The organism is Haemophilus sp. THUN1691, from assembly GCF_059704425.1.
This window is the reverse complement of record NZ_AP046578.1, coordinates 1682880-1698256: the sequence shown is the minus strand read 5'-3', so window position 1 is coordinate 1698256 and position 15377 is coordinate 1682880. Positions and strand designations below refer to the sequence as shown.

At 39.0% G+C, this 15377-nt stretch carries 13 protein-coding genes and 1 riboswitch; of the genes, 7 read left to right on the top strand and 6 right to left on the bottom strand.

Features of this window, described 5'->3' with window-relative positions; all coding sequences use genetic code 11:
• Window positions 1-7: 7 nt before the first annotated feature.
• The 3 genes from AC6H0J_RS08140 to uvrD all read right to left on the bottom strand — a co-directional run bounded on the left by AC6H0J_RS08140 (window position 8) and on the right by uvrD (window position 4180).
• Window positions 8-895 carry an ABC transporter permease subunit gene (locus tag AC6H0J_RS08140; RefSeq protein ID WP_497513463.1) on the bottom strand — a complete coding sequence of 296 codons (888 nt, stop codon included), beginning with the start codon at window positions 893-895 and terminating at the stop codon, window positions 8-10.
• A gap of 14 nt (window positions 896-909) precedes the next feature.
• Window positions 910-1911 (bottom strand): ABC transporter permease subunit, encoded by a 1002-nt coding sequence (locus AC6H0J_RS08135; protein ID WP_005625756.1) that lies wholly within the window; start codon window positions 1909-1911, stop codon window positions 910-912.
• A gap of 88 nt (window positions 1912-1999) precedes the next feature.
• Window positions 2000-4180, bottom strand: coding sequence for a DNA helicase II (uvrD, locus tag AC6H0J_RS08130; RefSeq protein WP_005625757.1), 2181 nt, complete (start codon window positions 4178-4180; stop codon window positions 2000-2002).
• A gap of 120 nt (window positions 4181-4300) precedes the next feature.
• Window positions 4301-4390, top strand: a riboswitch (TPP riboswitch).
• A 52-nt stretch (window positions 4391-4442) separates the two neighbouring features.
• Here uvrD and AC6H0J_RS08125 point away from each other — a divergent pair.
• The 5 genes from AC6H0J_RS08125 (at window position 4443) to AC6H0J_RS08105 (ending at window position 9772) form a co-directional block, all read left to right on the top strand.
• A complete protein-coding gene (locus tag AC6H0J_RS08125) occupies window positions 4443-5504 on the top strand; it encodes an ABC transporter substrate-binding protein (RefSeq protein ID WP_005625758.1) in 1062 nt (353 codons plus the stop codon).
• Between the two features lie 121 nt (window positions 5505-5625).
• Window positions 5626-7506, top strand: a complete 1881-nt coding sequence (htpG, locus tag AC6H0J_RS08120) for a molecular chaperone HtpG (protein WP_497513460.1) — start codon at window positions 5626-5628, stop codon at window positions 7504-7506.
• Window positions 7507-7584: 78 nt separating this feature from the next.
• On the top strand, window positions 7585-7929 hold the full coding sequence (locus AC6H0J_RS08115) for an ArsC family reductase (RefSeq protein WP_005625764.1): 345 nt from the start codon (window positions 7585-7587) through the stop codon (window positions 7927-7929).
• Window positions 7930-7956: 27 nt separating this feature from the next.
• Window positions 7957-9090 (top strand): succinyl-diaminopimelate desuccinylase, encoded by a 1134-nt coding sequence (gene dapE, locus AC6H0J_RS08110; RefSeq protein WP_118817434.1) that lies wholly within the window; start codon window positions 7957-7959, stop codon window positions 9088-9090.
• 1 nt (window position 9091) lies between these two features.
• Window positions 9092-9772, top strand: coding sequence for a M15 family metallopeptidase (locus tag AC6H0J_RS08105; protein WP_118817435.1), 681 nt, complete (start codon window positions 9092-9094; stop codon window positions 9770-9772).
• A gap of 35 nt (window positions 9773-9807) precedes the next feature.
• Here the strand turns inward: AC6H0J_RS08105 and fbpC are convergent, their stop codons facing one another.
• From fbpC to AC6H0J_RS08090, 3 genes are all read right to left on the bottom strand, one after another.
• Window positions 9808-10878 (bottom strand): Fe(3+) ABC transporter ATP-binding protein FbpC, encoded by a 1071-nt coding sequence (gene fbpC / locus AC6H0J_RS08100; protein ID WP_192885347.1) that lies wholly within the window; start codon window positions 10876-10878, stop codon window positions 9808-9810.
• Window positions 10865-12385: an ABC transporter permease gene (locus AC6H0J_RS08095; RefSeq protein WP_118817436.1), complete on the bottom strand. Its 1521-nt coding sequence runs from the start codon at window positions 12383-12385 to the stop codon at window positions 10865-10867. The genes fbpC and AC6H0J_RS08095 overlap by 14 nt, the downstream gene beginning before the upstream one ends.
• A 70-nt stretch (window positions 12386-12455) precedes the next feature.
• Complete coding sequence (locus tag AC6H0J_RS08090; protein WP_118817437.1) at window positions 12456-13454, bottom strand: iron ABC transporter substrate-binding protein; 999 nt, start codon at window positions 13452-13454, stop codon at window positions 12456-12458.
• Window positions 13455-13816: 362 nt separating this feature from the next.
• Between AC6H0J_RS08090 and AC6H0J_RS08085 the strand changes: the two genes are divergently transcribed.
• Together AC6H0J_RS08085 and ybeY are read left to right on the top strand one after the other, a co-directional pair.
• The gene (locus AC6H0J_RS08085) at window positions 13817-14899 is read left to right on the top strand and encodes a PhoH family protein (RefSeq protein WP_118817438.1); all 1083 of its coding nucleotides are present in this window, start codon (window positions 13817-13819) and stop codon (window positions 14897-14899) included.
• Between the two features lies 1 nt (window position 14900).
• A complete protein-coding gene (gene ybeY / locus AC6H0J_RS08080; protein WP_046953512.1) occupies window positions 14901-15365 on the top strand; it encodes an rRNA maturation RNase YbeY in 465 nt (154 codons plus the stop codon).
• Window positions 15366-15377: the final 12 nt, after the last annotated feature.

Genomic DNA, 15377 nt, shown 5'->3' with positions numbered 1-15377 from the left:
TGTTTTCCTATTGTTTAAGTTTTGGATCAAGTGCATCACGCAAGCCATCACCCATTAAGTTAAAGGCGAGCACTAAAGATAAAATAACTAAGCCAGGAATTGTGACTAACCAGTTTGCTGCTTGCATAAAACCACGTGCTTCTGAAAGCATTGTGCCAAGTTCAGGTGTTGGTGGTTTTGCACCAATGCCTAAGAAACCAAGTGTTGCGAGTTCTAAGATTGCATTGGAAATTCCCATTGTCATTTGCACAATCAAGGGCGCTAAACAGTTTGGTAAAATCACAATAAACATGAGGCGAAGAACACCTGCACCAGCGACTTTAGAGGAGGTGACATAATCACGATTTTTTTCATTCATTACTGCTGCTCGAGTTAAACGAACATAGCTAGGAATCGATACAACGGCGATCGCTAAAGTGGCATTGGCGAGTGATGGCTCTAAAATAGAGACAACCACAATCGTTAAAAGCAAGTTTGGAATCGCGAGCATAATATCAATTAGGCGAATAATAATTGTATCTAGCACGCCACCATAATAACCAGAAATCAAGCCAAGACTAGTACCAAAGGCGCAGGATAGCAATACGATAACAAATCCCGCAAAGACGGAAATTCGCGTTCCGTAAATGATGCGAGAAAGGATATCTCGCCCAATATCATCTGTTCCGAGTAGATAGGCAGAATTGCCTCCTTCATACCAAGCGGGAGGCAGTAAAAGTGCGGTACGATTTTGTTCTGTTGGATCAAAAGGCGCAATATAAGGCGCGAAAATGCTGATTAAGGCAACAATCACAATAAAGGTTAAACCGATTAGCGCACCTCGGTTTTGTTTGAAGTAAAACCAAAATTCTTGTAAGGGCGTTTTCGGCGCGAAAGTTGAAGGCGTGTCAGACATAATTTCTCCTACAATTAATGACGGATACGCGGATTGACCACGCCGTAAAGTAAATCGACGGTTAAATTCACCACAATAATAATCGTCGCAATAATCAGTACAGAACCCTGTAATACTGGATAATCGCGCGCTTGAATCGCATCAATAATCCATTTTCCAATTCCCGGCCATGAAAAAATGGTTTCTGTGAGTACGGCACCGGAAAGCAATTGACCAACGATTAATCCTACCACAGTGACAACAGGAATTAACGCATTACGCAATGCATGAACAATGACGATTCGAGTATAACTTAGGCCTTTTGCCTTTGCCGTGCGAATGTAATCTTCGCCTAATACTTCCAACATCGCAGAGCGTGTCATACGAGTAATAATAGCGAGAGGAACTGTGCCTAGGACTATTGCAGGAAGAATTAAGGATTTAACCGCATTTTCGAAGGCTCCGGGCATACCAGAAAGCCAGCTGTCAATGAGCATAAATCCTGTTGGTGTATCGATCCAAAATTCATTATCTAAACGTCCGCCTTGCGGTAAACCGAGTTGTGGTGAAACATATAAAATTAAAATCAATCCCCACCAGAAAATTGGCATAGAATAACCTGTGAGCGATGCAGCAGTAACTGTGTGAGAAATCCAACTATCTTTTTTTACTGCTGCAATCGTCCCTAAAATCACCCCGCCTAATAACGACCAAAATAACGCAAAAAATGCCAATTCAGCTGTAGCAGGGAAAAGTGTAAAAAATTCAGTAAGAACAGGTTGTTGAGTGCGGAATGACGCCCCAAAATCACCTTGTAGCACTTTAGCAATATAATGAAAATATTGTTCATGCAAAGGAAGATCTAATCCTAATTGATGCATCATTTGTTGATGTATTTCAGGTGTTAAGCCACGTTCCCCCATCATTATTTCAACTGGATCGCCAGGAATAAAATGCACAAGGGCAAACGTGATAAAAGTAATGGCAATAAAAGTTGGAATTACCATTAAGATACGTTTGAAGAAAAATTTAAACATTCAATCACTCAAATACAAAAAAAGTGCAGTTAAAATTCACCGCACTTTTCAAAGAAATTAATCGGTAGAAGTAAAACTCTCTTGGATTCTACCGCACTTTTTCCAGTTTTGCCAAATGTGCAATGAGCCATTTAATGCCTTGCGCTTGGAAGGCAATTTGTAGGCGAGTATTGTTATCTGATCCTTCGACATTAATGACGGTGCCAAAACCGAATTTTTCATGTTTGACTTTTTGACCCATTTTCCATTCATTTTCGACCGCACAGGTATTCGACAATGAACCGACTTTTGCTAGATTCATCGCGCGCGTGACAGTTCCTCGTAAACGAATTTCTTGGATACATTCTCTCGGTAATTCGGCTATAAAACGTGATGGTAAATGGCGTTCTTCTTTGGCATATAATCGACGGCTTTCCGCATAAGAGATGGTCAGTTTTTTCTTCGCGCGAGTAATACCGACGTAAGCTAAACGACGTTCTTCTTCTAAACGCCCAGGTTCTTCAAAAGAACGGTAACTTGGGAATAAACCTTCTTCTACGCCAACCATAAATACACGAGGAAATTCTAGGCCTTTAGCGGAGTGTAATGTCATCATTTCTACACAAGATTGATGTGGAGAAGCTTGTTCTTCACCCGCTTCTAAAGAGGCGTGAGTTAAAAAGGCGGTGAGTTCCGTCATATCTTCTGCATCATCAGGTTTGATGAATTCACGGGTCGCGGTAACTAATTCTTCCAAGTTTTCAATACGCACTTCGCCTTTTTCACCTTTTTCTTGTTTATACATTTCATATAAACCCGAATGTTTAATCACAAAATCAGTTTGTGCGAAAAGCGGCATTTCTGCGGTATCAAGTTGTAGTGAATTAATTAATTCCTGGAAACGCAATAATGCTGTTGAGGCTCGTCCAGCCAACATATTTTCTTGTGTCGCGACTTGTACTGCTTGCCACAAGGTAATTTGGCGTTCGCGTGTTAAGTTACGCAATATATCTAAAGTGCGGTCGCCAATGCCACGGGTTGGCGTATTAATTACACGCTCAAAAGCCGCATCATCTTGACGATTATTAATCAAACGAAGATAGGCTAACGCATCTTTAATTTCTTGGCGTTCGAAGAAACGCATACCGCCATAAATACGATATGGAATTTGACAACGAATTAAGGCTTCTTCAATAACCCGTGATTGGCTATTACTACGATAAAGTACAGCGCAATCATCAAGTTTTCCGCCATGTTCTACCCAATCCTGAATTTGTGAAGCGACAAATTTTGCTTCGTCTAATTCATTAAACGCAGCATAGATGCCCACGGGATCGCCTTTTTCACCCTCTGTCCATAAATTTTTACCAAGACGATCACTATTGTTTGCAATTAATTCATTTGCGCTGTTTAGGATATTGGCGGTAGAACGATAGTTTTGTTCAAGGCGAATTGTTTCGGCTTTAAAATCTTTCAAGAATTTTTGAATATTTTCGATTTGTGCGCCACGCCAACCATAAATAGATTGATCGTCATCGCCCACGATCATGACTTTGCCTGTTTCTCCCGCGAGAATTTTGATCCATTTATATTGAATTTTATTGGTATCTTGAAACTCATCCACCAAAATATGCTGAAAACGTTGTTGATAACGTTGCAAAATTAATGGTTTTTTCTCAAATAATTCATAGGCCCGAATTAATAATTCTGCAAAATCGACCAATCCTGCGCGATCGCAGGTGTCTTGATAGATCTTATAAATTTTAATCCATTCACGCTCTTGACGATCATTAAAATCTTCAATGTCATTTGGTCGCAAGCCTTCATCTTTTTTGTTATTGATGTACCAACAAGCCTGTTTAGGCGGAAAAGCTTTTTCATCAAAATTATGTAATTTTAATAACCGTTTAATTAAACGAAGTTGATCTTCTGAATCCAAAATTTGGAAATCTTGTGGCAATCCCACATCTAAATGATGAGCTCGCAATAAACGATGGGCAATGCTGTGGAAGGTGCCAATCCACATACCAAATAATTGATGTTGTGCGTGTTTGGCAAGGGTAGATTGAATACGATGACGCATTTCTGCTGCTGCTTTATTAGTAAATGTCACCGCCATAATGCTGCCTTCAGAAATATTTTCTACCGCAATTAACCAAGCGATACGGTGCGTCAATACACGCGTTTTGCCAGAGCCTGCACCCGCTAGCACTAAGTGATTACCAAGAGGGGCTGCTACGGCTTCGCGTTGTTTATCGTTAAGTCCGTCAAGTAATTCAGAAATATCCATGATGAAATTTTTATCTGTTCAAATTTACAGGAATTATAAGTCTAATTTTTTTATATCACAATCAAGAAAATCATAAACTTATCCGACTTTACAAAAATAGTATTACAACTTATATTGATTCGAGGTTAGTCGGGGTGCGGACATCGCTGAGAAAATACCCGTGAACCTGAAACAGTTAGCACTGGCGTAGGAAACTAATCTCTCCTTCTTACTTAAAGGGCTGACTTACTTTTTTCTGTATTCATATAAGTAAGGATGCATCATGACACTCTCTTTTTCTTTAAAAAATTCTTTTAAATTGACCGCACTTTCCAGCGTGCTTGGTTGCGGCTTATTAGGATTAAGTTTATCAACGCCTGCTCAAGCAGAAGGCAAATTAGTGCTTTATTGCAGCGTCCAAAACACGACTTGTGAAAAAGTCGCTCACGCTTTTAGCAAAAAATATAATGTGGACACTCAGTTTGTGCGTAATAGCACAGGGACTGTATTAGGCAAAATCAAAGCTGAAAAAGAAAACCCACAAGCAGACGTTTGGTATGGCGGTACATTGGAACCGCACTTTCAAGCACGAGATGCAGGTTTGTTAGAAATTTATCGTTCGCCTCTGCAAAAAGAAATTATGCCTCAATTCAAAAAGCTCACGGAACAACGTGGCGATACTACGTCGATTATTTATCTTATGGAGCTTGGCATTGGGATGAATGAAAAACTGCTAGCTGAAAAAAATATCGCGAAACCTCAATGTTATGCTGATTTATTAAAACCAGAATTTAAAGGGTTAATTCAATATCCAGATCCTCGAGTATCGGGTACTGGCTACACTATTCTTACAACTTTAATTGAAATTATGGGCGAAGATAAAGCCTTTGCTTATTTGAAAGAACTTGACAAAAACATTGCTCAATACACGAAAACTGGATTAGCAACGGCTAATATTTCTACGGGCGCAGCCGCTGTTGATATTGGTTTTATGCATACTTATGTGCGTGAAAAGGATAAAGGTGCGCCAGTTATTGGTGCTTTACCTTGCGAAGGCACAGGCTATACGTTAGGGGCAGTCAGTATCATTAAAAATGGACGAAATTTAGATAATGCTAAACACTTTGTCGATTTTGTGCTTTCTGCTGAAGCCCAAGAAATTCATTGGCGTGAGGCGGATTCTTACCAACTGCCAACAAATATTCATGCCAAAGTGCATCCACATCTTTCAGAGCCGGCAAAACTTAAATTACTTGATATTGATTTCATCAAATTTGGTTCGGAGCAAGAAGCGAAACGATTAATAGAACGCTGGGTTGAAAATGTGAAGGAAAGAAAAGAGTAATTGATATTAGCCTGATAAAAGTGCGGTGAAAATTCACCGCACTTTGCTTTTCCCCTTGAAATCTTTCTTTTTATTCTTATATCTGTGACGTTCAATTTTTATCTTTATGAAGGAAAAAATTATGTCACAAAATCAAGAAACTCGCGGCTTCCAATCTGAAGTCAAACAACTTCTCCAATTAATGATTCATTCTTTGTATTCCAACAAAGAAATTTTCTTACGTGAATTAATTTCTAATGCTTCTGATGCAGCAGATAAATTACGCTTTAAAGCACTTTCCAACCCTGCTTTATATGAAGGTGATGGTGACTTGCGTGTGCGTGTTAGCTTTGATGCGGATAAAGGAACGATCACGATTAGTGATAACGGCATTGGTATGACTCGCGAGAAAGTCATCGATCATTTGGGAACGATTGCAAAATCAGGAACAAAAGAATTTTTAACCGCACTTGGTCAAGATCAAGCAAAAAACAGCCAGCTTATTGGGCAGTTTGGTGTGGGTTTTTATTCTGCTTTTATTGTGGCAGATAAAGTGACTGTAAAAACTAGAGCGGCTGGCGAAGAGGCGGATAAAGCGGTACTTTGGGAATCTGCGGGCGAAGGCGAATATTCTGTGGCGGATATTGAGAAAAAATCCCGTGGCACAGATGTGATTTTACATTTACGCGAAGATGAAAAAGAATTTTTAAACGAATGGCGTTTGCGTGAAATTATCGGTAAATATTCTGACCATATTGGTTTGCCAGTGGAAATGCTGACGAAAGAATACGATGATGAAGGCAAAGAGTGCGGTGAAAAATGGGAGAAAATTAATAAATCCGATGCACTTTGGACGCGTTCTAAAAATGATGTTTCTGATGAAGAATACAAAGAGTTTTACAAACATTTAAGCCACGATTTTGCTGATCCTGTGACTTGGGCGCATAACAAAGTGGAAGGAAATCAAGCATATACTAGTTTGCTTTATGTGCCAGCTAAAGCACCTTGGGATTTATTTAATCGTGAACATAAACACGGCTTAAAACTTTATGTTCAACGCGTATTTATTATGGATGATGCTGAGCAATTTATGCCGAATTATCTACGTTTTATGCGTGGTTTAATCGATAGCAATGATTTGCCATTAAATGTATCTCGTGAAATTTTACAGGATAACAAAATTACTGCGGCATTACGCAAAGCATTAACTAAGCGTTCATTACAAATGCTAGAAAAATTAGCAAAAGATGATACAGAAAAATATCTGCAATTCTGGAAAGAGTTTGGTTTAGTCTTGAAAGAAGGACCTGCAGAAGATTTTGCTAACAAAGAAACTGTTGCGAGGTTATTACGTTTTGCTTCAACACATAATGATAGCAGTGAGCAAACTGTGTCTTTAGAAGATTACATCTCACGTATGAAAGAGGGACAAAAAGCTATCTATTACATTACAGCGGATAGTTATGTTGCAGCGAAAAATAGCCCACACTTGGAATTATTCAATAAAAAAGGCATTGAGGTTTTATTGCTTTCCGATCGCATTGATGAATGGATGTTAAGCTATTTAACTGAATTCGATGGTAAACAATTACAAAGTATTACAAAAGCCGATTTGGATTTAGGTGATTTAGCAGATAAAGAATCTGAAACACAAAAACAACAAGATGAAGCCTTTGGTAGTTTTATTGAGCGTGTGAAAAACTTGCTTGGTGAACGTGTGAAAACGGTGCGTTTAACTCACAATTTAACGGATACACCAGCGGTGGTTTCTACGGATAATGATCAAATGACGACCCAAATGGCGAAATTGTTTGCAGCCGCAGGACAACCTGTACCAGAAGTAAAATACACCTTTGAACTTAATCCAGAACATCATTTAGTGAAAAAAGTGGCTGATATTGCAGATGAAATTGAATTTGCTGATTGGGTGGAATTGTTGCTCGAACAAGCCATGTTGGCAGAGCGCGGATCTTTGGAAAATCCAGCTGCGTTTATTAAACGTATCAATAAGTTGTTAGGTTAATTCATTTGAGATGAAGTAGTATAAGGGTTAAAATCCTCAATCTGATTAGATTGAGGATTTTTCTTTTTTAGGTGAAATATGATTACAGTTTACGGCATTAAAAATTGCGATACAGTGAAGAAAGCGTTGAAATGGCTGGCGGATCACAATATTGAATACAAACTTCACGACTACCGTGTTGATGGGTTAGATTTGAATTTCTTAACCCAAGCGGAAGCTCAATTTGGCTGGGATATGTTGGTGAATAAACGTAGTACAACTTGGCGTAATTTGGATGAGCAAGTTAAAAATTCCCTTGATAAAACCACCGCACTTTCCGTGTTGGAGGAAAATCCAACCTTGATTAAACGCCCAATTATTTTACAAGATGGGAAAGCATTAATTGGTTTTAATGAAAAGGAATATCAGGCTGTTTTTGCTTAAAGTACGGTTATTTTCTTAGGAGTTTTTATGAAAGAAAAAGTGGTTTCGTTGGCGCGAGATTTAATTCGTCGACCGTCTATTAGCCCTAATGACGAAGGCTGTCAGCAAATTATCGCCGAACGTTTAGAAAAGTTAGGTTTTCAAATTGAATGGATGCCTTTTAATGATACGCTGAATTTGTGGGCAAAGCACGGAGCGGGTGAGCCTGTGATTGCTTTTGCGGGACATACGGATGTTGTGCCTACAGGCGATGAAAATCAATGGTCATATTCGCCGTTTTCTGCTGAAATTATTGATGGCATGCTTTATGGTCGCGGTGCGGCGGATATGAAAGGCTCCCTTGCTGCAATGATTGTTGCGGCAGAAGAATATGTAAAAGCAAATCCTAATCATAAGGGCACCATTGCATTATTGATTACATCTGATGAAGAGGCTGCTGCAAAAGATGGTACAGTGCGTGTGGTTGAAGCTTTAATGGCACGTGGTGAAAAAATTACTTATTGTATGGTTGGCGAGCCATCGAGTGCTAAAAACTTAGGCGATGTTGTCAAAAATGGTCGCCGCGGTTCAATTACAGGAAATCTTTATATTCAGGGGATTCAAGGGCATGTGGCATATCCGCATTTAGCCGAAAACCCAATCCATAAAGCAGCCCCATTTTTGCAAGAATTAACAACTTACCAATGGGATGAAGGCAATGAGTTTTTCCCTCCCACAAGCCTACAAATTGCTAATATTCATGCGGGTACAGGAAGTAATAATGTGATTCCAGGCGAGTTATATATTCAGTTCAATTTGCGTTATTGCACAGAAGTAACAGATGAAATCATCAAGCAAAAAGTGGTTGAAATGCTAGAAAAACATAATTTGAAATATCGTATTGAATGGAATTTATCAGGTAAACCGTTTTTAACAAAACCGGGTAAATTATTAGATTCGATAACCTCCGCTATTGAGGAAATCACAGGCATAACGCCAAAGGCCGAAACAGGTGGTGGCACGTCAGACGGTCGTTTTATTGCATTGATGGGCGCAGAAGTAGTGGAATTTGGTCCACTTAACGCAACAATTCATAAAGTAAATGAATGCGTCTGTGTAGAAGATCTTGGCAAGTGCGGTGAAATTTATCAAAAAATGTTAGTGAATTTATTGGATAACTAAAATGAAATTAACCCCAGAAATGCTTACAGGAAAGTCCCGTGAGCATTTAGTCAATTTACCCGCAACTCATTCATCAAATCATTTTTTGCAAACGCAAGCTGTGAACGCATTTCAAGGGCTGCAAAAAAGTGCGGCAAAAAATGGCTTTAATTTACAGCCAGCGAGCAGTTTTCGTGATTTTGAACGGCAACAGCTTATTTGGAACAGCAAATTTAAGGGCGAGAGAAAAGTCCATGATGACACAGGAAAGGCATTAGATTTGAACCAATTAGATGACTGGCAAAAATGTCAGGCGATTTTACGTTGGTCTGCATTACCGGGGGCGAGCCGTCATCATTGGGGAACGGAAGTGGATATTTTCGATCCTGATCTTTTGCCACAAGGTCAATCTTTACAACTGGAGCCTTGGGAATATGAAAAAGGCGGCTATTTCTTTGAATTGAGTGAATTTCTTACCGAAAATTTACCGCACTTTGATTTTGCTTTACCTTTTATAAATATGCAGTCCAATAAGAAAGTGGGGAGGGAGCCTTGGCATATCAGTTATTTGCCGTTAGCTGAATTGGCAAGCCAGCAATTTTCTCCAGACATTTTGCAACAGGCATGGAAAGGGGAAAATATTTTAGGCGCAGACTGTTTAATATCAAATCTTGAACAAATTTTTTCTGAATATATTGTTTAAAAATAAAGCCTTATCGTGAAGATAAGGCTTTATTCTTAGGCGTAAAAAAGCCCTTTTCCATGCAAATAAATTGGTAGCTCATCGCCAATAGATAAATCAGGGGAAATGATGTTCTCAATCCATATTGCGTAGCCATTAATTTCAATTTGAATAGTGGTAATTTTCCCTTTAAATTCGATTTGTTTTACTTGCCCTTTGAAAAGTGCGATTGGATTTTCCGATGTTTTAAACAGGCTGAATTGTTCTGGACGAAGCAAAATCTTACCTTTTTTCAGCGAGATTGATTTATTTTTTACAGGAATATTACCTAATTGGCATTGAACTGTGTTTTCATCAATCAGATTCGCCGATAACACGATGTTGTCACCAATAAAACTTGCGGTTTCAATATGATTAGGCGACCAATAAAGTGTACGAGGCGTGTCGATTTGTAAAATTTTTCCTTGTTGGATAACCGCGATTTTATCTGCATAACGTAATGCTTCATCACGATCATGGGTGACGAAAATCGCTGATGCACCGCTTTGACGTAGTGCTTTCAGCATATCATGACGAATTTGCTGGCGAAGATGTTCATCTAAGGCACTAAAAGGTTCGTCTAATAAAATCAGTTCGGGATTCGGCGCTAGTGCTCGTGCAAGGGCAACACGCTGTTGTTGTCCGCCTGACAGTTGGTGAGGAAAACGTTCTGCCAGTTCACTAATTCCAGTGAGTTGCATTGCCTGCTCAATCCGCATTTTCTCCTCATCCGTTTTCTCTTTTCCATTCCCTAATCCGTAAGCAATGTTGCGATAGACATTTAAGTGAGGGAAAAGCACACCTTCTTGCACCACATAACCTAGATGACGCTGTTGCGTTGACACATTCGTATTCTCACCAAAAATTAACCGCTCTTTTAGCCAAATTTCGCCCGTATTGGGTTGTTCAAATCCTGCGATCGCTCGCAATAACGTTGTTTTTCCACAACCAGAAGCACCAAGCAAAAAGAGGATTTCACCTCGTTGCAAGGTAAAGGAAATATCGTGTAGAACTTGTTGTTCATTAAAAAATTTATTGAGATTTTTAACGGATAATAACGGATTATTTATCATTTTATTTAAATGCATATTTTTTCAATAAAAACACAGGAATCCCTGAAAAGAGAACGAGCATTAAGGCATAAGGCGTTGCCGCGGCGTATTGCGCATCACTGGTATATTCCCAAACGGCAATCGAAAGGGTTTTGATGTCGTTTGGCGTGAGCAAAAGTGTTGCAGTAAGCTCTTTCATTAAATTCAAAAATACTAGAGAGAATGCCGCCGCAATGCCTGGTAGCATTGCGGGTAATGTTAAAGTCCGGAAAATATAGAATGGACTTCGTCCTAGGCTTTGTCCGACTTTCTCAATATTATCAGATAGTTGCTCAAGTGAGGCTCTAAGTGCGGTTTGTGCCATTGGTAAATAGAGCATAAAGTAAGCTACGATAATAACTAAAAAGGTTTGATATAAGCTGTTGGCATAGTTGATCGTAAAGTAGATCAGCGATAATGCGATAACTAAGCCAGGTACGGCGTGTAATAGGTAAGGTAATCGATCGATCCAAATTGTTAATTTGCTACGATAGCGTACAGCTGCCCAAACCAATGGCAAAGCACAAATTACGGTAAGCAATGCGCCTAGGCTTGAAATAATAAATGAACTGCTGAATGCCGATAAAAATTCTGAAAAATCACCCGCACTTTCGAGTGAATGACCTACGATAAGCCAGTAAATTAACATAATCACAGGCACGCCAATGCTTAAGATGAATATGCTAGAGAAAAAGCCGAAGGTTAAACATTGTTTGCCAAAAGAAAGCGTTTTTACTGGATAAGGACGAGTGACACCTTTGCCGCTGTTGTAAAGCGTTTGTTTACCACGGAAGAATGTTTCTCCCAGCACAATAATGCTACAAATTGCCATTAATACAGCGGAAAGTAGTGCTGCGGTGCTATTATTAAAAGACATTTCATATTCTTGGAAAATAGCTGTGGTGAATGTTTGGTAATTTAAAATTGAAACTGCACCAAAATCTACCAGCATATGTAATGCTATCAGTAACAAACTGCTACCGATTGCTGGTTTTAATTGCGGGAAAATAGCGTGCCAAAAGGTGTAAGTTTGGCTTTTTCCTAATGAAAGACTTACTTCTTCAAGAGAGCGGTCAAGTCGTTTAAGTGTGGCTGAAATAGGCAAGTAAGCGAGTGGGAAAGAGCTTAATGTCATGATACCAATTGTTCCCCAAAAACCTTCTACTCGAAAGGTGAGACTGATCCAAGTAAAACAGCTCACAAAGGCTGGAATACAAAGTGGCAAACTCATCGCCACTTCAAAAAATGATTTGCCGAAAAAATGATAGCGTTCAATTAAAAATGCACAAAGCGTACCGAGAAAAATGGAACCAATAGTCACACAGACCATAAGAAGCATTGTATTGCTCAGTAATTCCGCCATTCTCGGACGAATAAGAAGCTCAAGGCTACGATCTAATCCGACTTCAATCGCACGGAAAAGAATATACAGAAATGGTAATAAGAGCGGTAAACCAATAAGTAAAATAATGATGGTGAGCCAAAGTGGGGGCGTTCGGGTCAAAAGATAGTCCTTTATATGTGGCAACTGTATCTCCACTTTTAGTGAAAATACAGTTGCGACGTTAGCGGGCTTATTTTAAACCAGCTTCTTCAATTAATTTATTTGCTTGTTCTTTATCTTGAGCAGTAGTTGCTGAAACTACCGGCGCTTGCAATTTAGCATAAGGTTCCATATTGAATGGAGAAGTCACATCTGTACGTAATGGATATTCTGCACGTACAGCAACTAAGGCTTCTTGACCTTTTTTGCTTGCTAAGAAGTCCACGAATTTTTTCGCTTCTTCTTTATTTTTAGATGATTTTAAGATTGCAGCACCAGAGTAAGTGACTAATGCACCAGGGTCTTTATGACGAATAAAGTACAAGCGAGTTTTTAAGTTTTCTGCGCCTTTTTCTTTTGCTAATGCATACCAGTAGTAGTTATTAATTAAGGCTGCAGGTACTTCGCCATTTTCAACAGCTTGCAATGCAACACTGTTTTTCGCGTAAAGTTTACCATTTTCTTTTAAGCCTTTTAACCAATTAAGCGCAACTTTCTCGCCTTTTAGTTTAACAATAGCTACAACTTGTTCTAAGAATGCACCAGAGGTTGGTACATAACCGATTTTATCTTTCCATTTTGGTGTAGCGTAATCAAGCACTGATTTTTCCATATCTTTTTCAGATAATTTAGTGTGATCATAAACCACAACACGAGAACGACCACTTAATGCAATCCAATCTTTTTTAGGCGCCACTGGTACACCTTGGTGAGAGGTTTGTTTGATCGTATTGGCTGAAAGTGGTTCTAATAAACCTGCTTCAGAAAGTGCGGCAAATGGAGATGTTTGTTCTGAATAGAATATATCGGCTGGGCTTTTATCGCCTTCTTCTTTAAGTTGACCAGCTAACTGTTCGCTTTTAGCACTATTTAAAGTGACTTTGATGCCGGTTTCTTGCGTAAATGCATCAGCTACGGCTTTTGCAGCTTCTTTATGTTGGCCATTGTAAACGGTAATGTCGGCAAAGCTACTTGCTGAGAATGTAAGTGCAGCAGCGAGTGTCGCAATTTTGAAAGATTTGAATGTCATTGAAAACTCCTTGTTTTATGAGAATGAATGTTTTAGTTAAGTTTGAATAGCCTTTATTCTATTTATAAACTTATTCAAATGCAAATAATTCTCAATTTTTCTTTTGGCAAAGAAACAGGAGAGCGGTTAGCTCTCCTTCAATAGATTGATTGCTTTGAATTTTGTTTATAGTGTGGCTGGTTGGATGTAATCTAAGTTCGTCGTAAGGGTTATGTTAGGTCATAATAATATATCCAACTTGTCATATAATTAAGCATGCATATTATAGAGAGGATATGGGGGAGAAAACAAAGTGATGATTATTTCCCATGAAGTGGTAATTACGCTAGAATAACCGCAATTTTCACCAGCTTAGTATCCTCATGCTTTCATTTACTCTCGAACCTCAAGATAACGCACGTTTGCAATCTTTATGTGGTGCATTTGATGATCATCTAAAACTTATCGAAAAAGAATTTAATCTTGTCATTGCTCGTCATAATTTCACTTTTAATATTGATACAGTGGAAGAGGAGCCAAAACCTCATCGTGCAAAATTGATAAAAAGTGCGGTGAAATTAATCCAAGATTTATATGTAGAAACTGCGCCTGTAAAAGGTAAAGTGAAAGAGTTAGATTTGGAAGATGTGCATATGGCTTTACAAGAAAGCCGAATGTTATCTCAAGCTGAACCGAACCGTGCTGAAAATAATGTTTTTAGTACAACGATTAAAACTAAACGAGGTGTGATTAAACCTCGAGGCGAAAATCAAGTTCAATATTTGCATAATATTTTAACTCACGATATTAGTTTTGGTATTGGCCCAGCAGGAACGGGGAAAACATTCTTAGCTGTTGCTGCTGCAGTTGAAGCCTTAGAACGTCAAGAAATTCGTCGTGTCTTACTGACGAGACCTGCGGTGGAAGCTGGCGAAAAGCTAGGTTTTTTACCAGGGGATTTAGGTCAGAAAATCGAACCTTATTTACGCCCGCTTTATGATGCTTTGTTTGAAATGTTAGGTTTTGAGCGTGTGCAAAAATTAATGGAACGTAATGTTATTGAAATTGCGCCTTTGGCTTATATGCGTGGGCGTACACTTAATGATAGTTTTATTATTTTAGATGAAAGCCAAAATACGACAGTTGAGCAAATGAAAATGTTTTTAACCCGTATTGGTTTTAATTCTAAAGCTGTGATTACGGGCGATATTACGCAAATTGACTTACCTCGTAGCACAAAATCTGGTTTACGCCATGCTATTGAAGTGTTGGAAAAAGTACCAGAATTAAGTTTTAACTATTTTGATAGCAAAGATATTGTGCGTCATCCGGTGGTGGCTAAAGTCGTGCAAGCATACGAAGAATGGGAAGTGCAAGATGAAATTCGTCGCAAAGAATTAGCGGAGCTTCGTAAAGCCGAACGTGAAAAAGAGCGGTCAGAAATTGAAAAGAATTTAGGAGAGTAAAATGGGAAGTATATTCGTTGATCTGCAAATTGCCACAGAAAATATAGAGGGTTTGCCAACAGAAGAACAGATTGTGCAGTGGGCAACAGCTGCTGTTCAACCAGAAGGGGATGAAGTTGAAATGACGGTTCGTATTGTGGATGAATCCGAAAGCCATGACTTAAATTTAACTTATCGTGGCAAGGATCGCCCGACTAACGTACTTTCATTTCCATTTGAATGCCCCGATGAGGTGGAGTTGCCATTGTTAGGGGATCTCGTTATTTGCCATCAAGTCGTGGAGCGAGAAGCTGCAGAACAAGAGAAACCATTAATGGCGCATTGGGCGCATATGGTCGTGCATGGTTGCTTACATTTACTCGGTTATGATCATATTGAAGACGATGAAGCTGAAGAAATGGAAAGTTTAGAAACCCAAATTATGCAAGGATTAGGTTTTGATGATCCTTATCTAGCAGAGAAATAATCTTTATTCGGA